The organism is Ideonella sp. sgz306126 (assembly GCF_056032705.1).
On sequence record NZ_JBVYWP010000001.1, the window covers coordinates 855,782 to 881,347 of the forward strand.

A 25,566-nucleotide genomic window follows, 5' to 3' on the forward strand; every position below is an offset into this window, starting at 1 on the left:
CGCCGGCCAGGCTCAGCCCAGCCATTGCTGGCGGGCCCCCAGGACCGCGTTGGGGTACTCGAGCCGGCCGCGGCTGCCGTTGTAGCGGCCCAGCGCCAGGACGAGATCGCCTTGTTCGAGGTCGAGGTAGTGGCGCAGGATCACGCAGCCGAAGCGCAGGTTGGTCTGCATCTGGAACAGCACCGCGGCGTCGCCCTGGCCGATCTGCCGGACCCAGAACGGCATCACCTGCATGTAGCCGCGCGCACCGACCGGGCTGATCGCATATTTGCGAAACCCGCTTTCAACCTGGATCAGGCCCAGCACCAAGGCCGGCTCCAGGCCGGCGCGCTTGCTCTCGTACCAGAGCGTGTCGAGAAATTCGAGCCGGGTCTGCAATTCCGATTTGCGCCGCTTCAAGCGATCGCTCATCGCCGCTTGCCAGCGCAGATAGGCCAACCGGTCTTCGATCCTGTCGAAGCTGGGCCTGGGCGGAGCCGGATCGGCGATGGCGGCCGCCATCAGGCTGCGTACGGCATCGGCCAACTGCTCTTCGGCCTGCTGCCCAGCCCAGCCCGCGACGGGCCAGGGAACAAGCGCCGCCACCGCCGCGCGCAGCAGCACGCGACGGCCACCGCACGCCAAGCAGGCCTTCATGCGGCCAGGCGGGCCTTGACCTGAGCCAGCACTTCGCCGCGGGCGACCTTGCCGGCCTCCACGTCACGTCGTCCCTGGATTTCCAGCAGGCCCTCCTTCAGGCCGCGGTCGGACAGCACGACGCGCAAGGGCACGCCGATCAACTCCCAGTCTGCGAACATCGCGCCGGGCCGCTCGCCACGATCGTCCAGCAGCACGTCGATGCCTGCGGCCGCCAGATCGTCGTGCAGCGCATCGGCGGCCGCCCTCACGTCGGCGGAACGGTCGTAGCCGATCGGGCACAGCACCACCTGGAAGGGCGCGATCGAGGCGGGCCAGATGATGCCGCGCTCGTCGTGGCTCTGCTCGATGGCGGCGCCGAGGATGCGCGTGACGCCGATGCCGTAGCAGCCCATCTCCATCAGCGCCGGTTTGCCGGTCTCGTCGAGGAAGGTGGCGTTCATCGCCTTCGAATACTTGGTTCCGAGATAGAACACATGCCCGATCTCGATCCCGCGTTCGATCGCGAGCACGCCCTGGCCATCGGGCGAGGGATCGCCTGCCACGACGTTGCGGATGTCGGCCACCACATCGGGTTCGGGCAGGTCGCGGCCCCAGTTGACGCCGGTGATATGAAAGTCCACCTCGTTGGCGCCGCAGACGAAATCGGCCATGTGGGCCACGGTGCGGTCGGCCACGATCTGGACCGGCTTCTTCAAGCCGATGGGTCCCAGGTAGCCGGGCTTGCAGCCGAAGTGGTCTTCGATCTCGGCCATGGTCGCGAAGCGGAAACCCTTCTTCAGGCCCTCGACCTTGCCAGCCTTGACTTCGTTCAGTTCATGGTCGCCGCGCACCAGCAACAGCCAGACGGTGCTCTTGACCAGGTCGCCTTGTTCGTCGAATTCGTCGGTGGCCAGCACCAGCGACTTCACGGTCTGCGCCAGCGGAAGGCCCAGCAGTTGAGCGACATCGACGCAGGTGCTCTTGCCCGGCGTGGGTGTCTTCTGCAGCACCTGCGTTGCGGCACCGCGCGCGGGCGTGAGCGCGACGGCCTCGGCCAGTTCGATGTTGGCCGCGTAGTCGCTGGTGGGGCAGTAGATGATCGCGTCCTCGCCGGTGTCGGCAATCACCTGGAACTCGTGCGACGCATCCCCCCCGATGGCGCCGGTGTCGGCTGCCACTGCGCGGTATTTCAACCCGAAGCGGTCGAAGATGCGTTTGTAGGCCGCGAACATGATCTCGTAGCTCTTGAGCGCTGCCGATTTGTCGCGATCGAACGAGTACGCGTCCTTCATCGTGAACTCGCGTCCGCGCATGATGCCGAAGCGCGGCCGGCGCTCGTCGCGGAACTTGGTCTGGATGTGATAGAAATTCTTCGGCAACTGCTTGTAGCTGCGCAGTTCCTGGCGGGCGATGTCGGTCACCACCTCTTCGCTGGTGGGCTGGATGACGAAGTCGCGCTCATGCCGGTCCTTGACCCGCATCAGCTCGGGCCCATAGGCCTGGAAACGCCCTGACTCCTGCCACAGTTCCGCCGGCTGCACCACCGGCATCAGCAATTCGACCGCGCCGGCGCGGTTCATCTCCTCGCGGATGATCGCCTCGACCTTGCGGATCACGCGCAGCCCCATCGGCATGTAGTTGTAGATGCCGGCCCCCAGGCGCTTGATCATGCCGGCGCGCATCATCAACCGGTGGCTGATCACCTCGGCATCGGCGGGCGCTTCCTTGAGCGTTGAAATGAAGAAGGAACTGGCTTTCATGGGCGGCTTTGATGCCTCGGCGGCGGGTTCGGGTAAGCGAGAGCCTGTGCCCGGAAGGCCGCCGGTGCTATATTGATTTCAATTCAAAATTTGGGGTTCGATTATGCTCGACCGGGAAGGCTACAGGCCCAACGTCGGCATCATCCTGCTCAACGCCCGCAACCAGGTTTTTTGGGGCAAGCGGCTGCGCACCCACTCCTGGCAGTTCCCGCAAGGGGGCATCAAGTATGGCGAGTCGCCCGAGCAGGCGATGTTCCGCGAGTTGCACGAAGAGGTGGGACTCCACCCCGAGCATGTGCAGATTCTGGCGCGCACCCGCGACTGGCTGCGCTACAACGTGCCCGACCATTTCATTCGGCGTGACGCGCGCGGTCACTACAAGGGCCAGAAGCAGATCTGGTTCCTGTTGCGACTGATGGGCCGCGACAGCGACATGAATCTACGCGCCACCGATCATCCGGAATTCGATGCCTGGCGCTGGAACGAATACTGGGTGCCGTTGGACGTGGTGATCGAGTTCAAGCGCGACGTCTACCAAATGGCCTTGTCCGAGCTGGCGCGTTTTCTGCCGCGGGTGAATCACCACAATCGCTATCTTCGTGGAGGCATGCGCCCGCACGGGCGTGATGATCGTCGCCCAGACGAGCCCGAGGCCGCCTTGTCGGCGCACCCGGAAGGCCATCCCCTGGAATCCGACGGCCAAGCTTGAGCGCCTGCCGCTCGCTGGGGCGACGCAGCGCCTCTGCCGCAATCTCGTGCTTGCTTACGCCAGCACGAGATTGTCACGGTGGATGAGTTCGGGTTCGTTGGCGTAACCGAGCAGGTGGCCGATCTGGGACGACGGCTTGCGAGCGATCAAACGGGCTTCGGTGCTGGAATAGTTGGCCAGTCCGCGCGCGATCTCCTGGCCGCTGGCGGTCTGCACCGCGATCACGTCGCCACGGTGGAAATCGCCATCCACCTCCACGACGCCGATCGGCAGCAGGCTCTTGCCTTCGTCGCGCAGCTTGCCGACCGCACCCTCGTCCACCCGCACCGCACCGCGCATTTGCAGGTGATCGACCATCCATTGCTTGCGGGCGGCCAGCTTGGCCGTGCCTGCCAGCAACGCGGTGCCGATGGCCTCGCCCGCCACCAAGCGCAGCAACACGTCGGGCTCGCGTCCCCACGCGATGACGGTGCTGGCGCCGCTGCCGGCTGCGCGCTTGGCAGCCAGCACCTTGGTGATCATGCCGCCGCGGCCGATGCTGGAGCCGGCCCCCCCGGCCATGCGCTCCAGCGCTGGATCACGAGCCTCGGCGACGTCGATGAATCGCGCCAGCGCGTCCTTGCGGGGGTCTGCCGAATACAGGCCCTTCTGATCGGTCAGGATCACCAGCGCGTCCGCTTCCACCAGATTGGCGACCAGAGCGCCGAGCGTGTCGTTGTCGCCGAACTTGATTTCGTCGTTGACGACGGTGTCGTTCTCGTTGATGACCGGAATCACCTTCAAGCCCAGCAAGGTCAGCAGGGTCGAGCGTGCATTCAGGTAGCGCTCACGGTCGGCCAAGTCGGCGTGCGTCAACAGCACCTGGGCGCTGCCGATCGCATGCTCGGACAACTTGGTCTCGTACATCTGCGCCAAGCCCATCTGGCCGACCGCCGCCGCGGCCTGCAACTCGTGCAATTCCTTGGGTCGACTCGTCCAACCCAGGCGCTTCATGCCCTCGGCAATCGCCCCGCTGGACACCATCACCACTTCGCGGCCGTCCCGGGCCAGGGCAGCAAGCTGCCTGCACCAGGTTCCGATCGCCTCGGCATCGACGCCGCGGCCTTCGTTGGTGACCAGGCTGGAGCCGACCTTGACGACGATTCGGCGCGCGTTTTTCAGAGCATCGGTCATGGCCGGCTCACTCGGACGGTGCAGCGTCAGGCGCCCGGTCGAAACGAGGATCGGGCTCCGGCGGCGGCGCGGTCTGTTCTGCGGCGACATGCGCCCAGATGGCGTGAATCAGCGGCTGCAGACCTTCCCGGGCCAACGCCGAGATTTCGAACACCGGGCCCTTCCACTTGTAGCGCTTGACGAAATCCTTGATGCGCTTGGCCCGTTCGTCGGCCGGCACCATGTCCAACTTGTTCAACACCAGCCAGCGTGGTTTGTCGTACAGCGCTTCGTCGTACTTCTTCAGTTCCTGCACGATCGCCTTGGCCTGTTGCACCGGATCGACCGATTCGTCGAAGGGTGCCAGATCGACGATATGCAACAGCAATCGGGTGCGCTGCAGGTGCCTCAGAAACAGGTGCCCCAGGCCGGCCCCCTCGGAGGCGCCTTCGATCAGGCCCGGAATATCGGCCACGACGAAGCTCTTCTCCGGCCCGACGCGCACCACCCCGAGGTTGGGGTGCAGCGTGGTGAACGGGTAGTCGGCAATCTTGGGCCGGGCGTTAGAGATCGCCGCGATCAGCGTCGACTTGCCCGCATTGGGCATGCCCAGCAGGCCCACGTCGGCCAAGACCCGCAGTTCCATCTTGACCTTGAAGGCTTCACCGGGCCAGCCCGGCGTGTGCTGTCGGGGTGCCCGGTTGGTCGCCGTCTTGTAGTGCAGGTTGCCGAACCCCCCGTCGCCGCCCTTGGCCAGCAGCACCGGGACTTCAGGATCGATCAGTTCCGCCATGACCCGGCCGGTTTCCACATCGGTGATGATCGTGCCGACCGGCACACGCAGCACGATGTCGTCGGCCGCCGCGCCGAAGCAGTCGGACCCGCGGCCCGCCTCGCCGTTGCGCGCCTCATGCCGGCGCGCATAGCGGTAATCGATCAAGGTATTCAGATTGCGGTCGGCCACTGCATACACGCTGCCCCCCTTGCCGCCATTACCGCCGTCGGGGCCACCGAACGGAATGAACTTCTCGCGGCGAAAGCTGGCACAGCCGGCGCCGCCGTTGCCGGCCGCAATGTCGATGGTCGCTTCGTCAACGAATTTCATGGTGTTCGGATGGTATCGGAGCCGTCGCGCGATCCGCTCGGGCTCCAGAAGGCAAAAAAGCCCCGGCGAACCGGGGCTTTACGCAGGCCGGGAACGGGCGCCGCTTTACAGCGGCGTGACGTTGACCGTGTGCCGGCTCAATTCGCCTTGGATCTTGAAGGACACCGTGCCGTCGACCAGCGCGAACAGCGTGTGGTCACGGCCGATGCCGACGTTGTTGCCCGGATGGAACTTCGTGCCGCGCTGACGCACGATGATCGAGCCCGCCGGGATCACCTGACCGCCGAACGCCTTGACGCCCAGCATCTTCGGTTGAGAGTCGCGGCCGTTCCGGGTGGAACCGCCGCCTTTTTTCTGTGCCATGGTTCAGAACTCCTTGGAATTTCTGTGGCTTCAGCCGTTGACCGCGCTGATCTGCAGCTCGGTGTAATGCTGGCGGTGGCCGCCATGCTTCTGATAGTGCTTGCGACGGCGCATCTTGAAGATGCGCACTTTGTCGTGGCGACCTTGCGCGACCACAACCGCCGTGACGGTTGCACCGCTCACCAGGGGAGTCCCGACCTTCAGGTCAGCGCCGTTGCCGACTGCCAAAACCTGATCGATCACGATTTCCTGGCCCACGTCCGCAGCAATCTGTTCTACCTTGATCTTTTCGCCGGCTGCAACCTTGTATTGCTTGCCACCGGTTTTTACGACCGCGTACATATAAGCCCTTTGCAAGAATGCCCTCCCGAACGCCCACCGCTCGCTAGAAGCTCCGGGCGCTCAGAGCGTGTCGACGAAGCCGCAAAAACGACCTCAGGCCAGACGCCCACGAGAAGGCTCGCCCGGACCATTCCGGGACGAAGCCGAACATTCTAGCACAAGCCGCACCAGATTCGCTGCCTGCAACCGTGTCGCCTTGCCGAGGGTCAGCGGGCGGCCACGAGCCGATTCGGCGGCGCACCGTCGACATCGCGTCGATTCCTATAATCGCCAGCTTTGCCGCCCCATCAACCCGCTGTGCCCACGCCTACGCCATCGCAGATTGCCGCGCCCGTGACGGAACCCGATCCCATGGCCGCAGAGATGCTTCAGGTTGACGCCGTCATCCGCGCGCGGTTGTCGTCGGACGTCGCGCTGATCGAGCAGATCTCGCACTACATCATCGGCGCTGGCGGCAAGCGCATCCGACCCCGACTGGTGTTGCTGTTTGCTTCGGCGCTGGGCTTCGATGGCCCGCAAAAGCATGAGCTGGCCGCCATCGTCGAGTTCATCCATACCGCAACGCTGCTGCACGACGACGTGGTCGATGAATCCTCGCTGCGCCGCGGACGCAAGACGGCCAACGCGATGTTCGGCAATGCCGCCAGCGTGCTGGTGGGCGATTTCCTGTACTCGCGCGCCTTCCAAATGATGGTCTCGGTCGACCGCATGCGAGTGCTCGACGTGCTCGCCGATGCCACCAATGTGATCGCCGAGGGCGAGGTGCTTCAACTGCTGAACATGCACGACCCGGACATCGCCGCCGACGACTACCTGCGCGTGATCCGCTACAAGACAGCCAAGCTGTTCGAGGCCAGTGCCAGGCTTGGTGCGGTGGTCGCGAACGCCTCGCCCGACGTTGAAAACGCCTGCGCCGATTACGGCAGGGCGCTGGGCACCGCCTTCCAGCTGATCGATGACCTGCTGGACTACGAAGGCAGCACGACGGCGCTGGGCAAGAATGTGGGCGACGACCTGCGCGAGGGCAAACCCACGCTGCCTCTTCTCTTTGCGATGGACCATTGCACAGGCGAAGAACGACAGCTGATCCGCCATGCGATCGAGCACGGCGAAGTGGACCGGCTGCCCGAGATCATCGACATCGTGCGTCGAACCGGGGCCATCGAGGTGACCCGCGACGCCGCCCGCGGCGAAGCCGACGCCGCCCGGCGCAGTCTTTCGCTGCTGCCCGATTCCGAGGCCAAAAGTTTCCTGCTAGAATTAGCGGCTCGATCGGTTGAGCGCTCTGCTTGAGATGCGCAACTTGCAACTGACTCGAATCGGGGTGTAGCTTAGCCTGGTAGAGCGCTACGTTCGGGACGTAGAGGCCGGAGGTTCGAATCCTCTCACCCCGACCAATTCAGGTCGCCCGCCATTGACTGCTTGCCGAGCGCCTGTGCGCTGACATCGGCAGTCCGACGCCTTGAAGGCAGCATGGGATCGGCGATAGAACGCGCCCGCCCACCTCGGCCGCGGCGAAGTACTCATCGTGACAACCTGATCGTTCCCGTTGCAAGGATGCGAAGGTCACCGTTTACAGCCCTTCGGGGTTCAGCGATGATCGGCCCACGTTGCCTTTCCGCTACGCGGCTGTGATGCCGCGGGACCCTGCCTGCGCAGGAACCGCGGCATGAGTCTCGTGGCACACGTACGATCGCATCCCTGACCCGCTTCCGACACCCCGACGTGGACACCATTACCGAAGCTCCTTCGCCCGCACTTTCAGGGGTGGCCCGCGTGCTGGTTCACGGCGGCCGTCTGCCCACCAAGACGGCCGAGGAACTGGTCCGCGGCGCGCGCGAGAAGCGCATCAGCTTTGTCGACGCATTGATGGCCTCGGGCGTGATGACGGCCTCGGCGCTGTCGCACGCGCTGTCGACCGCGCTGTCGGTGCCGCTGCTGGATCTGGATGCCGTCGACTTGCAGCGTCTGCCGCAGAACCTGATCGACGCCAAGTTGGTCAGCCAGTACAAGATCCTGCCGCTGGGCCGGCGCGGCAGCCGCCTGTTCCTGGCCTGCGCCGACCCGACCGACCAGGAAGCCGGCGAACGCATCAAGTTCGCGACCCAGTTGGCGCCCGAGTGGGTGCTGGTCGAGCACGACAAACTCAGCAAGGTCATCGAGGTCCAGACCACCAGTGCGGCCCAGGCGCTGGACACCCTGACCGCAAGCGACTTCGAGTTCGATGTCACGGATGAAGAGGCGCCTGCGCAGGGAACCACGGAAGTCGCCAACGACGTGGAAGACGCGCCGGTGGTGCGCTTCCTGCAGAAGATGCTGATCGACGCGATCAATTTGCGCGCCTCCGACCTGCATTTCGAACCCTACGAGTTCCACTACCGGGTCCGGTTCCGCATCGACGGCGAGTTGCGCGAAATCACCCAGCCGCCGATCGCCATCAAGGAAAAGCTGGCTTCGCGGATCAAGGTCATTTCGCGACTGGACATCGCCGAGAAGCGCGTGCCCCAGGATGGCCGGATGAAGCTGCGATTCGGCAACAAGTCGATCGACTTCCGGGTCAGCACCCTGCCCACCCTGTTCGGCGAGAAGATCGTGATCCGTATCCTCGATTCCTCCAGTGCCAAGCTGGGCATCGAGGCGCTGGGCTACGAACTGGAAGAAAAGCAGCGCCTGCTCGACGCCGTCCGCCGCCCGTACGGCATGGTGCTGGTCACCGGCCCCACCGGCAGCGGCAAGACGGTCTCGCTCTACACCTGCCTGAACCTGCTGAACCAGCCCGGCGTCAACATCGCCACCGTCGAGGACCCGGCCGAAATCAACCTGCCCGGCATCAACCAGGTCAACGTCAACGACAAGGCCGGACTGAATTTCGCGACCGCACTGAAGTCCTTTCTCCGGCAGGATCCGGACATCATCATGGTGGGCGAAATCCGCGATCTGGAAACCGCCGACATCGCGATCAAGGCGGCCCAGACCGGGCACTTGGTGCTGTCCACGTTGCACACCAATGACGCCCCGTCGACGCTGACCCGCCTGCTGAACATGGGCGTCGCACCCTTCAACATCGCCGCCAGCGTGCTGTTGATCACGGCTCAGCGCCTGGTGCGCCGGCTGTGCGAAAACTGCAAGACCACTGCCGATTACCCTCGCGAGGCCATGATCAAGGCCGGTTTCACGGCAGAACAGATGGACGGCACCTGGCGGCCGTACAAGGCGGTGGGATGCTCGGCCTGCAACAATGGTTACCGCGGTCGGTTGGGGATCTACCAGGCGATGCCGATCAGCGAGGAGATCCAGCGGCTGATCCTGAACCAAGGTTCGTCCACCGATCTGGCCAACCAGGCGCGGCGCGAAGGCGTGCGGGACTTGCGGGAATCCGGGCTGGTCAAAGTCAGGCTGGGAGTGACTTCCCTCGAAGAGGTCCTGGCGTCGACCAACCAGTAGCGGCGCGCTTTCCCCGAAACGCCCCACCGATCGAACCCACAACACGCGAGCAGCCGGAGGCTCAATGGCAACTGCAGCGGCAGCAGGCAAAGTCCAGGAATTCATCTTCGAATGGGAAGGCAAGGATCGCACCGGCAAGGCGGTGCGAGGCGAGGTGCGCTCGGCGGGCGAAGCCGCCGTCAGCGCCAGCCTGCGCCGCCAGGGCGTTCTGGTCACTCGGATCAAGAAGCGGCGAACCACCGGTGGAAAGTCGATCTCCACCCGGGACGTGGCGACGTTCACCCGGCAGCTCGCGACGATGATGAAGGCCGGCGTGCCCTTGCTGCAGGCCTTCGACATCGTCGGTCGTGGCAGCCCGAACCCGCGGCTGACCCGGCTGCTGCTGGACATCCGCTCCGATGTCGAGACCGGCACCAGCCTGTCGTCGGCCTTTCGCCGCCACCCGCAGTACTTCGACGCGCTGTATTGCAACCTGGTCGAGGCCGGTGAAGCGGGCGGCATCCTGGAAGAATTGTTGACCCGCCTGGCGCTCTATCAGGAAAAGACACAAGCCCTCAAACAGAAGATCAAATCCGCGCTGATGTATCCCGTGGCGGTGCTGGTGGTCGCCTTCGTCGTCGTGACCATCATCATGATCTTCGTGATCCCGTCGTTCAAGCAGGTCTTCAGCTCCTTCGGCGCGCAACTGCCCGCGCCGACGCTGGCCGTGATCTGGATGAGCGAGTTCTTCGTCAAGTATTGGTGGCTGATCTTCGGCGTCATCTTCGGCGGCGGCTACATGTTCTTTCGCACCTGGAAACGTTCCGAGAAGCTGCAGTTCGTCATGGACCGCCTGCTGCTGCGTATGCCGATCTTCGGCGAGCTGATGCGCAAGGCGGTGATCGCACGCTGGACGCGCACCCTCTCGACCATGTTCTCCGCGGGCGTGCCGCTGGTCGAGGCGTTGGATTCTGTCGGCGGCACCTCCGGCAACGTGATCTACGCCAAGGCCACCGAGCAGATCCAGCGCGACGTGGCGGCCGGCTCGGCACTCACTTCATCGATGACCGCCACCGGCGTGTTTCCCAACATGGTGCTGCAAATGGCCGCCATCGGCGAAGAGTCGGGCGCGCTGGACGACATGCTGGCCAAGGCGGCCGAGTTCTATGAGGATGAAGTCGACGAAATGGTCAAGGGGCTGTCGAGCCTGCTGGAGCCCATCATCATCGTGATTCTGGGCACCCTGATCGGCGGTATCGTGGTCGCGATGTACCTGCCCATCTTCAAGCTCGGCCAGGTGGTCTGATTCGCGATGGGGTCGTCCGATTCCTTGGCGGCGTGGCTCTCGCCCGCCGTGCTCGCCCTGCTCGGCCTGTGCGTCGGCAGCTTCCTCAACGTCGTGATTCACCGCCTGCCGCGCATGATGGAGCGCCAGTGGTGGCGCGACGTCTCGCAGCAATTGGGCGACGCCGACTCGTGGCGGCGCTGCTTCGAGCAAGACGCCCCGAAGGCGCTCGCCGCGACCGCGGTCGACCTGGGACGTCAACTTGATGCCCTGCCCGCGCTGAGCCTGTCGCGTCCCGCCTCGACCTGCCCGTCCTGCGGCCATCGCATCCGCTGGTACGAGAACGTCCCGCTCGTCAGTTGGCTGTGGCTGCGCGGCCGCTGCTCGTCCTGCAAGACCCGTATCTCGGCCCGCTATCCTGTCGTCGAGGTGCTGACGGCGCTGCTGTTTGCCGCAGCGTCGTGGCATGTCGGTCCGCAGCCCGAAGTGCTGCTGTGGTGCGGTGTGCTGGCAGTGCTGGTGGCCTCGGCCGCCATCGATTGGGACACCACCTTGCTGCCTGATTCGCTGACCCAGCCGCTGCTGTGGTCCGGCCTGCTGGCCGCCGCGCTGGGTTGGACGCTGCCCTTGGCGACGGCCGTGTTCGGAGCCTGCGTGGGCTACTTGTCCTTGTGGTCGGTGTACTGGCTGTTCAAGCTGGCCACCGGCAAGGAAGGCATGGGTTTTGGCGACTTCAAGTTGCTCGCCGCACTGGGTGCCTGGCTGGGCTGGCAGGCGGTGTTGCCCATCATCCTGATGGCCTCGGTGATCGGCGCCACCGTGGGCATCGCAATGAAGTTCAGTGGCGCCCTGCGCGAAGGCCGCTACGTGCCTTTCGGCCCGTTCCTGGCGGGCGGCGGCGCGGTGGTGATGCTGGCCGGCACGCAGCGGGTGCTGGGCTGGATCGGCCAGTGACGCTGCGCATCGGCCTGACCGGCGGCATCGGCAGCGGGAAAAGCACGCTGGCCGGCCTGCTGGCGACGCTGGGTGCGCACGTGGTCGACACCGACGCCATCTCGCGCCGATTGACGGCACCCGGTGGAGCCGCGCTGGCTGCCATTGCCGCTGAATTCGGCTCGGACATGTTGAGCCCAGACGGCGCCCTGGACCGCGCCCGGATGCGCTCGCTGGTGTTCGACGACCCCTCGCAGCGGCGACGGCTCGAAGCCATCCTGCACCCGATGATCGCCCGACAGACCCAGCAGGAGGCCGCCGCAGCCGCGCCGGGGCAATGCCTGGTCTTCGACGTTCCGCTGCTGACCGAATCGGGCCTTTGGCGTCAGCGGGTCGACCGGGTGCTGGTGGTGGACTGCGACGAAACCACCCAGGTCGAACGCGTGGTGGCCCGCAACCACTGGGCCGAGGCCCAGGTTCGGCAGGTGATTTCGCAGCAGGCCAGCCGCCGCGAACGGCGCGCCATTGCCGACGCCGTGATCGTCAACGACCGGTCGAGCCTGGCAGCACTGGCACGCGCCGCGTCGGTGCTGTGGCACGACTGGGTTGCCGCATGAGGCGATCCGACGTGGCAGTGTGGAACAATCGGCGCACGCGCTGAGCAATCGCCTGGAACCCACCTTGGTCCTCTACGAATACCCGTTCAACGAAGGCATCCGCACCATGCTGCGCCTCGAGCACCTGTTCGGGCGACTCGATACGCTTTCGCAGCGGGACGAGGCGGTGGATCATCACTTCGCGCTGGCCACGATCTTCGAGATCATGGACGTCGGCGCCCGCGCCGATCTCAAGTCCGATCTGCTCAAGGAACTGGAGCGCCACAAGAACCAGTTGCTCGGCTACCGGGGCAATCCGAACATCTCCGAAGTGGCCTTGGACGAAGTCATCGGACGCATCGACCATGCCTTCACCGGCCTGAACCAGCTCAACGGCAAGGCTGGCCATTCGCTCAACAGCAACGAATGGCTGACCAGCATCCGCAGCCGCATCAACATCCCGGGCGGCACCTGCGAATTCGACCTGCCGGCCTATTACGCCTGGCAGCAACTGCCTTCGCAGCGCCGCCGAGCCGACCTGGCGCGCTGGATCGACACTCTGGTGCCGTTGGCCGAAGCGCTGCAAGTGCTGCTGCGGCTGCTGCGCGATGCCGGCGCGCCCCACAAGGTGGTCGCCCACGGCGGCCAGTACCAGCAAAGCCTGCCTCAGGGCCGCAGCTACCAATTGCTGCGCCTGCGCATCGACGAAGGCCTGGAACTGGTCCCCGAGATCACCGGGCATCGACTGATGGTGTCCGTGCGCCTGATGAAGGCCGATGGCGAAGGCCGTCTGCGCCCCCACGCTGCGGACGTGGACTTCGACCTGGCGCTGTGCGCCTGACCCCATGACCACGCGCGACCCTCTGCCTGACGGTGCCCCGCGCCGTCCGATCGCCGTGAAATGCCCTGCCTGCGGCGGGCCCAGCGTGTACGCGGCCAGCAACCCCTACCGCCCGTTCTGCAGCGCCCGCTGCCAGGGTCAAGATCTCGGTGCCTGGGCCAGCGAAGGCTACCGGGTTCCGGCAAGGCCCGATCCGGAACCGGACGACGCCACTTTGTAGTTGCCTGGCCTGCGCAGGCCAGGCCTTGAAACCGGGCGGACCCACCCTATAATGCTGTTAGCACTCGACGCAATCGAGTGCTAACACACTCGGTGTCATGGCTCATGCACGGCCGCACCACCAATTGATGTGAATGAGTGCCAACTTCGTTGACACCCAAGATTCAGTCATCCTGTTACAGCTCCAAGGAGATGCAATGAAACTTCGTCCGTTGCACGATCGCGTGATCGTCAAGCGTCTGGAAAATGAAACCAAGACCGCTTCTGGCATCGTGATTCCCGACAATGCCGCCGAAAAGCCCGACCAGGGTGAAGTGCTGTCGGTCGGCCCCGGCAAGCGCAACGACAAGGGCGAACTCGTGGCCCTGAACGTCAAGGTCGGTGACCGCGTGCTGTTCGGCAAGTACTCGGGCCAGACCGTCAAGGTCGATGGCGACGAGTTGCTGGTGATGCGCGAAGAAGACCTGTTTGCCGTGGTCGAAAAGTAAATCGCACAGGCGATTTACTTTCGTCGCAGGCTAACTTGGCAAGGCCAGGTTAAGGGCCAAAGGCCCGGCCGAAGACAGAAGCAGCAAACCTCACATTGAACAACTGAATCCGGAGAATCCAACATGGCAGCAAAAGACGTCATCTTTGGCGCAGACGCCCGTCACCGCATGGTCGAAGGCGTGAACATCCTGGCCAACGCGGTCAAGGTCACGCTGGGCCCCAAGGGCCGCAACGTCGTGCTCGAGCGCTCGTTCGGCGCCCCCACCGTCACCAAGGACGGTGTCTCGGTGGCCAAGGAAATCGAGCTCAAGGACAAGCTCCAGAACATGGGCGCCCAGATGGTCAAGGAAGTCGCTTCCAAGACCTCGGACAACGCGGGCGACGGCACCACCACCGCCACCGTGCTGGCCCAGGCCATCGTGCGCGAAGGCATGAAGTACGTGGCCGCCGGCATGAACCCGATGGATCTGAAGCGCGGCATCGACAAGGCGGTCACCGCCCTGGTCGCCCAGCTGAAGGCCGCCTCCAAGGCCACCACCACGTCCAAGGAAATCGCCCAGGTCGGCACCATCTCGGCGAACAGCGATGCTGACGTCGGCGAGATCATCGCCAAGGCGATGGACAAGGTCGGCAAGGAAGGCGTGATCACCGTCGAAGACGGCAAGTCGCTGGACAACGAGCTCGACATCGTCGAAGGCATGCAGTTCGACCGCGGCTACCTGTCGCCCTACTTCATCAACAACCCGGAAAAGCAGTCGGCGATCCTGGAAAACCCGTTCGTGCTGCTGTACGACAAGAAGGTGTCCAACATCCGCGACCTGCTGCCGACGCTGGAAGCCGTCGCCAAGGCCGGCCGTCCGCTGCTGATCATCGCCGAGGAAGTCGAAGGCGAGGCGCTGGCCACCCTGGTGGTCAACACCATCCGCGGCATCCTGAAGGTTGTGGCCGTCAAGGCCCCGGGCTTCGGCGACCGTCGCAAGGCCATGCTGGAAGACATCGCCATCCTGACCGGCGGCAAGGTCATCGCCGAAGAAGTCGGCCTGACGCTGGAGAAGGTCACGCTGGCTGATCTGGGCCAGGCCAAGCGCGTCGAGGTGGGCAAGGAAAACACCACCATCATCGACGGCGCCGGCGCTGCGGGCGACATCGAAGCCCGCGTCAAGCAGATCCGCGTGCAGATCGAGGAAGCCACCTCCGACTATGACCGCGAGAAGCTGCAAGAGCGCGTGGCCAAGCTGGCCGGCGGCGTGGCCGTCATCAAGGTCGGTGCCGCCACCGAGGTCGAGATGAAGGAAAAGAAGGCCCGCGTCGAAGACGCCTTGCACGCCACCCGCGCTGCGGTGGAAGAAGGCATCGTGGCCGGTGGTGGCGTGGCGCTGCTGCGCGCCCGTCAGGCGGCTGGCACCATCCAGGGCGACAACGCCGACCAGGATGCCGGCATCAAACTGGTGCTGAAGGCCATCGAGGCCCCGCTGCGCGAAATCGTCTACAACGCCGGTGGCGAACCGAGCGTGGTGGTCAACGCGGTGCTGGCCGGCAAGGGCAACTACGGCTTCAATGCGGCCAACGACACCTATGGCGACATGATCGAAATGGGCATCCTGGACCCGACCAAGGTGACGCGCACGGCACTGCAGAACGCCGCTTCGGTGTCGTCGCTGATGTTGACGACCGAGTGCATGGTCGCCGAAGCCCCCAAGGAGGACGCACCGGCGATGCCGGGCGGCGGCATGGGTGGCATGGGCGGCATGGGCGACATGGGCATGTAAGCCCTGCCCGAGCGCTTGCGCTCAGCTCGAAAGGCCACCTCCGGGTGGCCTTTTTCGTGCGCTTGAGCCGCGCATGGACAATCCGGGCATGCGCCGTGCCCTGTCCTGCCTGCTCCTGTGTGCCGCCGCCGCACAAGCCCAGCCCACGCCGGCCCCGCCGCGTCCGCGCATCGGCCTGGTGTTGTCGGGCGGCGGCGCGCGCGGTCTGGCTCATGTCGGCGTGCTGAAGGTGCTGGAGCAGCAGCACGTGCCGATCGACGTGATCGCCGGCACCTCGATGGGTGCGATCGTCGGCGGGCTGTACGCCAGCGGCATGGGCGCCGACCAGATCGAGAAGACCGTGCTGCAGATCGATTGGGATCGCCTGTTCGCGTCCCGCGTCGCACGCCAGCAATTGCCGCAGCGGCGCAAGGAAGAGGACTTCCAGATCCCCACCGGGATCGAGATCGGCTACCGCGACGGCCAGTTCCGCGCACCGCAGGCGGCCGTCTCCAGCCGCGGGCTGGAGACCCTGCTGCGCCGCTACACCCTGCCGGTGCGGCAGATCCACCAGTTCGATCACCTGCCGATCCCGTTTCGCGCCGTGGCCACCGACATGGAGAACGGCCAGCGCGTGATCCTGGACCATGGCGATCTGGCGATCGCCCTGCGCTCCAGCATGAGCGTGCCCGGCGTGTTCCCGTCGACCGAGGTCGATGGCCGGGTGCTGGGTGACGGCGGTCTGGTCGACAACCTGCCGGTCGACGTGGCGCGCGCGATGGGCGCGGACATCGTCATCGTCGTCGACATCGGCACGCCGCTGGCCGCCCGGGACACGCTGAACTCCGCGCTGGGGCTGACGACCCAGATGCTCAACATCCTGATCGGGCAGAACGTCCGCCGCAGCCTGGACTCGCTGACGCCGTCCGACGTGCTGATCGCCCCCGACCTGGGCCGGCTGACCTCGGCCGACTTCGCCCAAACCCCGGCGCTGATCCGTGCCGGCCAGGCCGGCGCCGAGGCGCTGGCCGCGCGCTTGCACGCGCTGGCGCTGCCGGCGGCGGACTATGCCGCGTGGCGCAAGGCGCGCCACAGCGAGATGCCGGCCGCACCGGTGCTCGATTCGGTGGCCTTCGAGGGCAGCAGCGTCACCAACCCGGCCCGGCTGGCGCCGCAGCTGAGCTCGCAGCCGGGCCGCAGCTTCGATCCGACCGCCGCGGCCCGGGACGCCACCACGCTGGCGGCCACCGGCGATTACCTGCGCACCGACTACCACCTGGTGGACGAAGATGGCAACGCCCAGCTGGTGTTCGACCTCGAGGACAAACCCTGGGGGCCGAACTACCTGCGCCTGGGGCTGGACCTGTCGACCGATTTCAGCGGCCGCAGCGCCTTCAACGTCAAGATCAGCCACACCCGGCACTGGCTCACCCCCGCCGGCACCGAGTGGCGCAACCTCCTGCAGATCGGCGAGCAGCCGTCGATCTCCACCGAGCTCTATCACCCGCTGTCCTGGACACCGAGCCTGGCGAGCGACTGGTTCGTCTCGGTCCACGCCGCGGCATCGCGCCGGCAGCAGATGCTGTTCCAGGGCGACGGCGGCAGCGAGGTCGGCCAGTTGCAGCGAACCGACGGCAGTGTCGGCATCGATCTCGGCCGGCCCTGGAGCGATCTGGGTGAGTTGCGCGTAGGCATCGTCGAAGACGCGGGGCAAATGACGCCGGTGGTGCTGGGCGCCAACTACGTCGGGCCGACCGGCACCGACAGCTGGCACGAGACCGCTGCCCGCATCCACCTGGCGATCGACCAGCTCGACTACGCCAATTTCCCCCAGCACGGCTGGCGCCTCGACACCGAACTGCAATACGGCCAGCGCAGCCAGGGCACGACGCAAAACCTGGCGCGGATCGAATCGGAAGCGACCGCCGTGGCCACCCTGGGCGCCCAGACCTTCAGCGTCTACGGCCTGATCAAGGCCACCGACGCGCGCAACGACAACCTGGCCGGTCAGTACACGCTCGGCGGGTTTCAGCAGCTCTCGGGCTACCAGCCTGGTCAGATCGCGGGCAACGCGGTGATGCTAGGGCGGCTGGGCTGGTACATGCGCCTGCCGCAAGCGCCGGTCTTTGCCCGCGGCCTGTTTCTCGGCGCCACCCTCGAAGCCGGCAATGGCTGGCCGGATCGCCGCCAGCTCAGCCTGTCGGGGCTGCGGACCGGCGGCAGCCTCTACCTCGGCGCCGACACCGGCATCGGCCCGATGTACCTGGGCATGACCTGGGCCCCACAGGGTCAGGCCGGCCTGGCCTTGTTCATCGGCCGGCCCTGACGCCCGGCGATCACGGCGCGGCTGCTGCCGCGTCGTCCGCCATGTCGGCCTCGGCCTGCGGGTGCATCCAGCCGTAGAGCGTCTCGGCAAGATCGTCCAGGCCGATGTGCTTGGGGCCCGAGAACAGCAGCACGCCGACGTCGGCCGCCTCGGTGGCGACCTCCCCGAGCACCGCCTGCGCGCCGGCCAGGGCGGCCTGCTGCTCGCGGCGGTTGAGCTTGTCCGCCTTGGTCAGCAACACCAGCAGGCGGACCTCGCCATTGGCCACCCGCGGCGCGATGAAGCTCAGCAAGCGGGTGTCGAGCGGCGTGAAGCCCAGCCGGCTGTCGATCATCAGCACCACACCGTGCAGGTTGCGCCGCACCTCCAGGTAATCGGCCATCACCTTCTGCCAACGCAGCTTCGCGCCACGCTCGACACTGGCGTAGCCGTAGCCGGGCAGGTCGGCCAGGTAGGCATCGGGCGCGTCCTTGGGGCCCAGCGCGAACAGGTTGATGTGCTGGGTGCGGCCCGGCGTCTTCGAGGCAAAGGCCAGCTGACGGCGCTGCGCCAGCGTGTTGATCGCGGTGGACTTGCCGGCATTGCTGCGTCCGACGAACGCGATCTCGGCCAGATCCCCCTCGGGGAGGTGCTCCAGCTGCGCGGCGGTGGTCAGAAAACGGGCGCTGTGGGCCCAGGCGAGGGCGGTGCGGACGCTCGCGGAAGGTGCCGGGGCGCCGGGACGGGAGGATTCAGTCATGGAGCATTGTAAAATCCATCGGTTTGGTCCTCCGGTGCTTGTGCCCTGGAGGCATCGTCGACATTCCCAACCTCCCCGAGGCCCTTCGAGATGAAGACTCCTGTCGCGTTCGCCATCACTGCCGTGTTCGCCGCCCTCCTCGCGGCCCCCGTGTTTGCCGCCGACGCGCCGGCCGCGCCCGCCAAGCCCGATCTGGCCCTGGGACAGGACCTCTCGACCAAGGTGTGCTCCGCCTGCCACACCAACGATGGCTCGCGCGGCATCGTCGCCAATCCGATCCTGCAAGGCCAGCATGCCGCCTACCTGGTCAAGCAACTGACCGAATTCAAGGCCGGCGTGCGCAAGAACGCCGTCATGAACGGCATGGCCGCGCCGCTGAGCGACGCCGACATGCGCAATGTCGCCGCGTTCTACGCCAGCAAGCAGGCCAAGAACGGCTATGCGCGCAACAAGGACACCGTGGTGCTGGGCGAGAAGATCTGGCGCGGTGGCATTGCCGACAAGAACGTGCCGGCCTGCGCCGGCTGCCACAGCCCGAACGGTGCCGGCATCCCGAATCTGTACCCGCGCCTGGGCGGCCAGCACGCCGAGTACCTCGAAGCCCAGCTGACGAACTTCCGTGCCGGTACCCGTGCCAACAGCGTGCCGATGATGGACATCGCCGCGCGCATGAGCGACCAGGAAATCAAGGCCGTCGCCGACTACGCCGAAGGCCTGCGTTGAGGACGCCGGGCGCGTGAACTGAGCCACGCCGAACGGCGCGCGGAGCCACCGCCCCGCAGACGACGCGCCGCTATCATCGCGCCCATGCCCTACGTGCTTCGCGACCCGAACGGCGCCATCGCCAGCCTGCACCGCCACGCCCCCGCCGGCGATGCCGGCGAATTCCTGCCCGACGATCACCCCGATGTGCAGGGCTTCGTCGGCCACGCCGAATTCGCCCGCCTGGACGCCGATTTCGTCCGCGTGCTGGAAGACGTGATCGACACCTTGATCGCCAGGCACCTGATCGCCATCACCGACCTTCCTGCCGAGGCCCAGGCCAAGCTGTTCTCGCGCAAGAGCTTTCGCGAACATCGCTCGGGCCACGCCCTGAACCTGTTCGGCGACGCCGGTCCGCCGAAGCTCGGCGACCTCTGAGGCTGGGCCGCGCGCGCCGGCCAAGCCACCACCCGCAGCGGGGTTCCCGCGCCGGCCTGACGCCGCCGGTTCCACGACCGCGTAAGGTTCGCCCTCATGGTCCCGACCAAGGCTCATCGCCCGATGCCGACAGCGCCGCTGCGGCAGGTCGAACCCTCCGTCGAAAAGGCATTCCCATGCTCCTGCTCAAGAACCGTGGTTTCAAGCACCCGCTGGCCTCTGAGATCACGCCGCCAGCGGTCTTCCATGACCGCCGCGACTGGCTGCGCCGAGCCGCGCTGGCCGGTGCCGGACTCGCCGCCTGGACCTCCCGCGACGCCCTGGCGCTCGCCCCGGCGACCGGCCTGCAACGCCTGCAAGGCAAGCGCAGCACCGTGGCGGGGTCGATGGTGATGGACAAGCCCACGCCGCTGGGCGACGTGACCGGCTACAACAACTTCTACGAGTTCGGCACCGACAAGGACGAGCCCGCCCGCAACGCCCACACGCTGCGGCCCCGCCCGTGGAGCGTCTCGATCGAAGGCGAGGTGAAGAAGCCCGGCGTCTACGGCATCGACGACCTGCTCCGCCTGGCCCCGATGGAAGAGCGCATCTACCGCCTGCGCTGCGTCGAGGGCTGGTCGATGGTGATCCCCTGGGAGGGCTATTCGCTGGCCGAACTGATCCGCCGCGTCGAACCCACCGGCAACGCGAAATACGTGCAATTCGTGACCCTGGCCGACCCGGCCCAGATGCCCGGCCAGCGCTCCGGGGTGCTGGACTGGCCCTACACCGAGGGTTTGCGCCTCGACGAGGCCATGCACCCGCTGACCCTGCTGGCCTTCGGCCTGTACGGCGAGGTGCTGCCCAACCAGAACGGGGCCCCGGTGCGGCTGGTGGTGCCATGGAAGTACGGCTTCAAGAGCGCCAAGTCGCTGGTGAAGATCCGCTTCGTCAGCCAGCAGCCGGTGAGCAGCTGGATGCAGGCCGCACCGCAGGAATACGGCTTCTACTCCAATGTCAACCCGCATGTGGACCACCCGCGCTGGAGCCAGGCCACCGAGCGCCGCATCGGCGAAGGCGGCCTGTTCACGCCCAAGCGCCCGACCCTGATGTTCAATGGCTACGAGCCGCAGGTCGGCGCCTTGTATGCCGGCATGGACCTGAAGAAGTACTTCTGATGAACCGCCTGCTCCTGCACCCCGCGGCCAAACCGCTGCTGTGGCTGCTGCTGGCCGTCCCGCTGGCACGGCTGGTCTACCTCGGCAGCACCGATGGCCTGGGCGCCAACCCGGCCGAGGCGTTGATCCGCGGCCTGGGCGACTGGACGCTGCGCGGCCTGTGCCTGACGCTGGCCATCACCCCGCTGCGCCAGTGGACCGGCTGGAGCGGCCTGGTGCGCTTTCGCCGCAACATCGGCGTGGCCGTCTTTCTCTACGGCACGCTGCACTGGCTGGCCTACGCCGTGCTGGACCAGGGCCTGGACCTGCACGCCCTGCTGAAAGACATCGCCAAGCGGCCGTTCATCCTGGTCGGTACGGCGGCCTGGCTGGCCCTGCTGCCGCTGGCCGCGACTTCGTTCAACGCTGCGATCCGCAGGATGGGGGCGAAAGCCTGGCGCGACCTGCACAAGCTGGTCTACGTGATCGGCCCGGTGGCCCTGCTGCACTTTTACTGGATGAAGGCCGGCAAGCACGATTTCGCCGAGGTCGTTCTCTACGGCGCGATCGTCGCCGTGCTGCTGGGCTGGCGGTGGTGGCGGCGCCAGCCCACGTCCGTGCCGTCGTCGGCAGCGCGCCGTCCGATCGTCGGCTCGTCCGCGAGTCCGCCTCGATACGAACCTTGACGCCGGAGCGTCTGGCCGCACGCGGGTGCCGCAGCCCGGCATCCCTGTTTCATCGAGGCTCGGCCGCTGAAAGCGCCTGCACCACCTGGCGAAACTCGTCCTGGTTGACGTCGGAGATCGCCCAATACGTCATGCCGTTGCGCGACCAGTTCGCCAGCTGAAACCCGCGCTCGGCCTGGAAGGCCGCAGGCCGGTCGGCCTGCCGGGTTGGCCAGACATAGGCATCGACGATGTGCGGACCCTGGCGATAAACCAGCGCAGCCACCGGCCGTTGATCCAGATAGTCGATCCGCGCGCCCAGCAGCGTGGAGCCAGGAATCTGCAGTTCGCGCACCGGCGGCGAGAAATCGAGGCGGGCCGACAGCCAGGGCTTGACAGTGTGGTGGTCCGACGACGCCACGTCGACCAGGCGCTGACCCAGCGTCGAACGCACGTGGCTGGCGATGACCTCGTCGATCCGTTGCCGATCGCGGTCCCGATGCTGCCAGGCCAGGCCCAACCCGACCATCACCGCGGCCGACAGCCCGAGCGAGGCCAGCGCCGGACGCCAGTCCCACCCGCGCCAGCCGCGCCGCACGGCCACGCGGCGGTTCTCGGCGGCTCTCGGCGGCGGCTGCTGCGCGGAGAGCGATTCGGCGAGCCGGGCCCGCAACCCGGGCGGCGCGGCGTGGTACGAGAGGTGCTCGCGCAGGAGCTGGCGCGACCGGCGCATCGCCTCGACGCGAGTGCTCAGGCCGGCGTCCTGCGCCAATCGGCGCTCCACTTCGAGCCGGCTGCCCAGATCGAGCTCGCCGTCGATGAAGGCCTCCAGCCAGGGGGCGTCGAACTCGGGCTTCATGACGTGGTTCCATCGGGTGGGTTGCGCGGCACCTCGCGCAGCACGGGCCGCGCGCCCGGCGCCAAGGCCCGTCGCATCATGCCGCGCGCGCGGGCCAGGCGGGACATCACGGTGCCCACCGGCGCGTCGACGATGTAGGCGATGTCGGCATAGGCCAGGTCCTCGAATTCCCGCAGGATCAGCACTTCGCGAAAGACCACGGGCAGCTCGGCCAGGGCCTGGTTGATCAGCAGCTTGTCGGCGTTGCGCGAAGCCGCCCAGTGCGGCTCTTCGCAGGCGGGCGCTGCGACCTCCGACATCGCCGCTTCGTCGCCGTCGAATGCCGTCTCGGCGCCGGGCCGGTTCGCCTTGAGCCACGAGTAGCAGGTGTTCCTGACGATCTGAAGCAGCCAGCTCCTGGCGTTGTCGCCGCGAAAGCCGCCGATGTAGCGCATCGCCCGCTCGAAGGCATCCTGCACGATGTCCTGGGCGTCGGCATCGTTGCGGGCCAGCCAGCGGGCCAGGTTGTATGCCGCATCGAGGTGAGGCAGGACCAGCACGTCGATGCGGCGCCGGCTGTCGTCATCGAGCATGGTGCCCCCCATGGTGAAGTGACCGGCCGGGCCGCCCTTTTATTCCCGACACCCCGCCAGCGTATCGGCTTCTGGCGCCGCCCGGGAATGACCAACGCCCTGCGCCGGTCTTGCAGGACATGGTGGCGCGCTTTCGAGCCCCTCGTCAAGCGACGGTGGGCGGCGCACCCCGCCTGCAGGAGACCCGCATGGAACCGATGGACCGGAGACAGTTCTTGCGACTTCATGGCCTGGCCGGCGTGGTCTTCGCGTCGGGCCTGGACGCCTGCGCGGGCGGCCCCGGGACGTCGGCAACGGCCCGCGACGACTTCTACTTCGTGCAGTTGTCGGACGCCCACTGGGGTTATGTCGGCGGCGCCAACCCGGATGCGCGAGGCACGCTGCCGAAGGCGGTGGCCTCGGTCAACGCCTTGTCGCCGGCGCCGGCCTTCGTGATGTTCACCGGCGACCTGACCCACACCACCGACGATCCCGTGGAGCGTCGCAAGCGCCTGGCAGAGGTACGCGACATCGTGTCGACGCTGAGCGTCCCCGTGCTTCGCTTCATTCCCGGCGAGCACGATGCGTCGCTGGACCAGGGCGCGGCGTTTCGGGAGTTCTTCGGCGAGACGCACTATGCGTTCGATCACCAGGGCGTGCATTTCATCGCGCTCGACAACGTCAGCGACCCGCACGCCCAGCTGGGCGACGCGCAGTTGTCGTGGCTCGCCCAGGACCTCAGCCGCCAGGCAAGCGACCGCCCCATCGTGGTGTTCGCCCATCGCCCACTGTTCGACCTGTACCCGTCGTGGGATTGGGCCACGCGCGACGGTGCCAAGGCACTGGCCCTGCTGACGCCCTTCTCGAAAGTCACGGTGTTCTACGGCCACATCCACCAGGAACACCACCACCTGACCGGGCACATCGCCCACCATTCGGCCAAGTCCTTGATCTTCGCGCTGCCGGCCCCCGGTTCCCAACCCAAGCGGACCCCGCTGCCCTGGGATCCGTCGGCCCCCTACCGCGGCCTGGGGTTCCGGGAGGTGCAGGCCCGCTCCGGCGCGCCCCTGGCGATCACCGAATGGCCGGTGCAACGGAGCTGAGGCCATGGACGCCGAGCGTGATCTCCGCGACCGCCGCCGTTTGCTGATGATCGTCGGCGTGTCGGCCCTGTGCACGCTGGCCGGGCGGGCGTCGCCGGCCCCCCCGGAGCGGCGCATCGAACTGGTCGCCAAGCGCTTCGTCTTCATCCCCGACGCATTGCAGCTCCAACGCGACGAGGCGGTCGTCCTGCACATCGCCGGCGCCGACGTGCCGATGGGGTTCAGCATCCCGGACCTGGGCCTGCGAACCGACCTCCCGCCCGACCAGTTCACGAGCCTGCGCCTGAAGCCCGACCGGACCGGTCGATTCGTCTTCCTCTGCGACGTGTTCTGCGGCAGCGGCCACGAATCGATGAACGGCATGCTGACGGTGAGCGCCTGACCTGCGCCACGCCCGGCTTGCCGGCCGGACCTTGCGCCGTTCGAAAGCACGGTGAGGCGAATCCTCGGCCTCCGCCCCGACACCGGCCTGGCGGCCGGTGTTCCCCTCCACTTGATTCAGGAGCCCATGTCATGATCTTCTCTCGCACTTCATGGTCCCGCGGCTGGCACCGTCTGGCCGCCCCGGCGGCAGCGCTAGGAGTGGCCACCGGCGCCTGCGCGGCCGGCCACGTCATCGCCGGTTCGCGCCTGAGTGTCGACTTCGCCGATCCGGCCACCGGCTGGACCACCACCGACGCCGACCGCGTCGACGCGATCGACTGGATCAACAGCAGCGGCGCTCATGTCACCAACTTCGTCAGCAACGGCGGGCCGCTGCATTGCAACGACCCGCAGGAGTTCTTCGGGCAGGCCTACGGCGAACCGGAAGGCACCTCCCCACTGATGATCTTCGGCGGGTCGATGTCCACGTGGAAGAGCACCAAGCCCAGCGCGGGAAGCACCAAGACGACCGTTGCGAAGTGCCCCGACTTCGGTCCGCCGTCGGCGCTGACCGCCAGCCACTACCAGGTGTTCGGCAGCAAGTCGAAGTCGAACGAAATGCTGGTGACGCGGCGCTTCCTGTTCGGCGCCAACACACCGCTGTTCAGCGGCAAGGGCTTGCGCGGCTACGTGCCACGGCTTCCGATCGGGGTCTACAACCAGGTCCTGATCCCGAATGCCGCCGGCACCGGCATCAACGTCGTCGATGCCCGCGGCTGCAGCGGCGATTGCGAAATCACCGACTGGAACGGCCGCTGGTTCGCCGACGACGACGGGGTCGGCAACGGCATGGTGGTGATCCGCGCCCTGTCATCGACCAGTCCCGCCTACCTGACCGTCAACAACGACAGCTTCTCGGCCTCGAACCTGAGCTCCATCGTCCTCGCGCAGCCCGCGAGCGGCTGGACCTCCACGCTGACCGAGATCGAGGCCTTGTGCTTCTACGACCTGCAGAGCTGGCCCGCAACGCAGCGTCAGGCGCTGGCCTTGCCCAAGGGGTGTGCCGTGCCGCCGTGAGCTGCCCCCGGTCGCCCGGCC

The 25,566-nt window shown here is 66.6% G+C and carries 27 protein-coding genes and 1 tRNA gene; 19 read left to right on the top strand and 9 right to left on the bottom strand.

Features of this window, described 5'->3' with window-relative positions; translation table 11 throughout:
• Positions 1 to 12 precede the first annotated feature (12 nt).
• Positions 13 to 636 carry a transglycosylase SLT domain-containing protein gene (locus AC0N04_RS04025; protein WP_474278860.1) on the bottom strand — a complete coding sequence of 208 codons (624 nt, stop codon included), beginning with the start codon at positions 634 to 636 and terminating at the stop codon, positions 13 to 15.
• Positions 633 to 2,378 (bottom strand): proline--tRNA ligase, encoded by a 1,746-nt coding sequence (locus AC0N04_RS04030; RefSeq protein WP_474278862.1) that lies wholly within the window; start codon positions 2,376 to 2,378, stop codon positions 633 to 635. The genes AC0N04_RS04025 and AC0N04_RS04030 overlap by 4 nt, the downstream gene beginning before the upstream one ends.
• A 103-nt stretch (positions 2,379 to 2,481) precedes the next feature.
• Between AC0N04_RS04030 and AC0N04_RS04035 the strand changes: the two genes are divergently transcribed.
• Positions 2,482 to 3,087, top strand: coding sequence for an RNA pyrophosphohydrolase (locus AC0N04_RS04035; protein WP_474278864.1), 606 nt, complete (start codon positions 2,482 to 2,484; stop codon positions 3,085 to 3,087).
• Between the two features lie 54 nt (positions 3,088 to 3,141).
• On the opposite strand, the gene proB is transcribed toward AC0N04_RS04035, so the two are convergent.
• From proB to rplU, 4 genes are all read right to left on the bottom strand, one after another.
• Positions 3,142 to 4,260: a glutamate 5-kinase gene (gene proB / locus AC0N04_RS04040; RefSeq protein WP_474278866.1), complete on the bottom strand. Its 1,119-nt coding sequence runs from the start codon at positions 4,258 to 4,260 to the stop codon at positions 3,142 to 3,144.
• Positions 4,261 to 4,267: 7 nt separating this feature from the next.
• The gene (gene cgtA, locus AC0N04_RS04045; protein ID WP_474278868.1) at positions 4,268 to 5,344 is read right to left on the bottom strand and encodes an Obg family GTPase CgtA; all 1,077 of its coding nucleotides are present in this window, start codon (positions 5,342 to 5,344) and stop codon (positions 4,268 to 4,270) included.
• Between the two features lie 105 nt (positions 5,345 to 5,449).
• Complete coding sequence (gene rpmA, locus AC0N04_RS04050) at positions 5,450 to 5,707, bottom strand: 50S ribosomal protein L27 (RefSeq protein WP_474278870.1); 258 nt, start codon at positions 5,705 to 5,707, stop codon at positions 5,450 to 5,452.
• A gap of 30 nt (positions 5,708 to 5,737) precedes the next feature.
• Entirely contained in the window at positions 5,738 to 6,049 is a 312-nt protein-coding gene (gene rplU / locus AC0N04_RS04055) for a 50S ribosomal protein L21 (protein ID WP_474278872.1), read from the bottom strand.
• 351 nt (positions 6,050 to 6,400) lie between these two features.
• Here rplU and AC0N04_RS04060 point away from each other — a divergent pair, with 351 nt between their 5' ends.
• The 11 genes from AC0N04_RS04060 (at position 6,401) to AC0N04_RS04110 (ending at position 17,909) form a co-directional block, all read left to right on the top strand.
• Positions 6,401 to 7,342, top strand: a complete 942-nt coding sequence (locus AC0N04_RS04060; protein WP_474278874.1) for a polyprenyl synthetase family protein — start codon at positions 6,401 to 6,403, stop codon at positions 7,340 to 7,342.
• 27 nt (positions 7,343 to 7,369) lie between these two features.
• Positions 7,370 to 7,446 (top strand) — tRNA-Pro (locus tag AC0N04_RS04065).
• Positions 7,447 to 7,774: 328 nt separating this feature from the next.
• The gene (gene pilB / locus AC0N04_RS04070) at positions 7,775 to 9,493 is read left to right on the top strand and encodes a type IV-A pilus assembly ATPase PilB (RefSeq protein ID WP_474278876.1); all 1,719 of its coding nucleotides are present in this window, start codon (positions 7,775 to 7,777) and stop codon (positions 9,491 to 9,493) included.
• Between the two features lie 64 nt (positions 9,494 to 9,557).
• The gene (locus tag AC0N04_RS04075; RefSeq protein WP_474278878.1) at positions 9,558 to 10,778 is read left to right on the top strand and encodes a type II secretion system F family protein; all 1,221 of its coding nucleotides are present in this window, start codon (positions 9,558 to 9,560) and stop codon (positions 10,776 to 10,778) included.
• A 6-nt stretch (positions 10,779 to 10,784) separates the two neighbouring features.
• Positions 10,785 to 11,711: a prepilin peptidase gene (locus tag AC0N04_RS04080; RefSeq protein WP_474278880.1), complete on the top strand. Its 927-nt coding sequence runs from the start codon at positions 10,785 to 10,787 to the stop codon at positions 11,709 to 11,711.
• Positions 11,708 to 12,307 (top strand): dephospho-CoA kinase, encoded by a 600-nt coding sequence (gene coaE, locus AC0N04_RS04085; protein ID WP_474278882.1) that lies wholly within the window; start codon positions 11,708 to 11,710, stop codon positions 12,305 to 12,307. The genes AC0N04_RS04080 and coaE overlap by 4 nt, the downstream gene beginning before the upstream one ends.
• 64 nt (positions 12,308 to 12,371) lie before the next feature.
• A complete protein-coding gene (zapD, locus tag AC0N04_RS04090; RefSeq protein WP_474278884.1) occupies positions 12,372 to 13,127 on the top strand; it encodes a cell division protein ZapD in 756 nt (251 codons plus the stop codon).
• A 4-nt stretch (positions 13,128 to 13,131) separates the two neighbouring features.
• The gene (locus tag AC0N04_RS04095) at positions 13,132 to 13,347 is read left to right on the top strand and encodes a DNA gyrase inhibitor YacG (RefSeq protein ID WP_474278886.1); all 216 of its coding nucleotides are present in this window, start codon (positions 13,132 to 13,134) and stop codon (positions 13,345 to 13,347) included.
• Positions 13,348 to 13,543: 196 nt separating this feature from the next.
• Positions 13,544 to 13,834 (top strand): co-chaperone GroES, encoded by a 291-nt coding sequence (gene groES, locus AC0N04_RS04100; protein ID WP_474278888.1) that lies wholly within the window; start codon positions 13,544 to 13,546, stop codon positions 13,832 to 13,834.
• A 123-nt stretch (positions 13,835 to 13,957) separates the two neighbouring features.
• Positions 13,958 to 15,604, top strand: a complete 1,647-nt coding sequence (groL, locus tag AC0N04_RS04105) for a chaperonin GroEL (RefSeq protein WP_474278890.1) — start codon at positions 13,958 to 13,960, stop codon at positions 15,602 to 15,604.
• An 88-nt stretch (positions 15,605 to 15,692) separates the two neighbouring features.
• Complete coding sequence (locus AC0N04_RS04110; protein ID WP_474278892.1) at positions 15,693 to 17,909, top strand: patatin-like phospholipase family protein; 2,217 nt, start codon at positions 15,693 to 15,695, stop codon at positions 17,907 to 17,909.
• A 10-nt stretch (positions 17,910 to 17,919) separates the two neighbouring features.
• Here the strand turns inward: AC0N04_RS04110 and yihA are convergent, their stop codons facing one another.
• Positions 17,920 to 18,648 (bottom strand): ribosome biogenesis GTP-binding protein YihA/YsxC, encoded by a 729-nt coding sequence (gene yihA / locus AC0N04_RS04115; RefSeq protein ID WP_474278894.1) that lies wholly within the window; start codon positions 18,646 to 18,648, stop codon positions 17,920 to 17,922.
• A 90-nt stretch (positions 18,649 to 18,738) separates the two neighbouring features.
• On the opposite strand from yihA, the gene AC0N04_RS04120 reads away from it, so the two are divergent.
• The 4 genes from AC0N04_RS04120 to AC0N04_RS04135 all read left to right on the top strand — a co-directional run bounded on the left by AC0N04_RS04120 (position 18,739) and on the right by AC0N04_RS04135 (position 21,613).
• The gene (locus AC0N04_RS04120) at positions 18,739 to 19,371 is read left to right on the top strand and encodes a c-type cytochrome (RefSeq protein ID WP_474278896.1); all 633 of its coding nucleotides are present in this window, start codon (positions 18,739 to 18,741) and stop codon (positions 19,369 to 19,371) included.
• A gap of 84 nt (positions 19,372 to 19,455) precedes the next feature.
• Positions 19,456 to 19,788: a hypothetical protein gene (locus AC0N04_RS04125; protein WP_474278898.1), complete on the top strand. Its 333-nt coding sequence runs from the start codon at positions 19,456 to 19,458 to the stop codon at positions 19,786 to 19,788.
• A gap of 176 nt (positions 19,789 to 19,964) precedes the next feature.
• The gene (gene msrP / locus AC0N04_RS04130; protein ID WP_474278900.1) at positions 19,965 to 20,948 is read left to right on the top strand and encodes a protein-methionine-sulfoxide reductase catalytic subunit MsrP; all 984 of its coding nucleotides are present in this window, start codon (positions 19,965 to 19,967) and stop codon (positions 20,946 to 20,948) included.
• Positions 20,948 to 21,613 carry a protein-methionine-sulfoxide reductase heme-binding subunit MsrQ gene (locus AC0N04_RS04135; RefSeq protein WP_474278902.1) on the top strand — a complete coding sequence of 222 codons (666 nt, stop codon included), beginning with the start codon at positions 20,948 to 20,950 and terminating at the stop codon, positions 21,611 to 21,613. The genes msrP and AC0N04_RS04135 overlap by 1 nt, the downstream gene beginning before the upstream one ends.
• A 49-nt stretch (positions 21,614 to 21,662) precedes the next feature.
• On the opposite strand, the gene AC0N04_RS04140 is transcribed toward AC0N04_RS04135, so the two are convergent.
• Together AC0N04_RS04140 and AC0N04_RS04145 are read right to left on the bottom strand one after the other, a co-directional pair.
• Entirely contained in the window at positions 21,663 to 22,451 is a 789-nt protein-coding gene (locus AC0N04_RS04140) for an anti-sigma factor family protein (protein ID WP_474278904.1), read from the bottom strand.
• Positions 22,448 to 23,023: a sigma-70 family RNA polymerase sigma factor gene (locus AC0N04_RS04145; RefSeq protein ID WP_474278906.1), complete on the bottom strand. Its 576-nt coding sequence runs from the start codon at positions 23,021 to 23,023 to the stop codon at positions 22,448 to 22,450. Before AC0N04_RS04145 ends, AC0N04_RS04140 begins: the two co-directional genes overlap by 4 nt.
• A 188-nt stretch (positions 23,024 to 23,211) precedes the next feature.
• On the opposite strand from AC0N04_RS04145, the gene AC0N04_RS04150 reads away from it, so the two are divergent.
• The 3 genes from AC0N04_RS04150 (at position 23,212) to AC0N04_RS04160 (ending at position 25,545) form a co-directional block, all read left to right on the top strand.
• On the top strand, positions 23,212 to 24,105 hold the full coding sequence (locus AC0N04_RS04150) for a metallophosphoesterase family protein (RefSeq protein WP_474278907.1): 894 nt from the start codon (positions 23,212 to 23,214) through the stop codon (positions 24,103 to 24,105).
• A 4-nt stretch (positions 24,106 to 24,109) separates the two neighbouring features.
• Positions 24,110 to 24,487 carry a cupredoxin domain-containing protein gene (locus AC0N04_RS04155; protein WP_474278909.1) on the top strand — a complete coding sequence of 126 codons (378 nt, stop codon included), beginning with the start codon at positions 24,110 to 24,112 and terminating at the stop codon, positions 24,485 to 24,487.
• A gap of 131 nt (positions 24,488 to 24,618) precedes the next feature.
• Positions 24,619 to 25,545 carry a hypothetical protein gene (locus AC0N04_RS04160; RefSeq protein WP_474278911.1) on the top strand — a complete coding sequence of 309 codons (927 nt, stop codon included), beginning with the start codon at positions 24,619 to 24,621 and terminating at the stop codon, positions 25,543 to 25,545.
• The last annotated feature ends 21 nt before the right edge of the window (positions 25,546 to 25,566 follow it).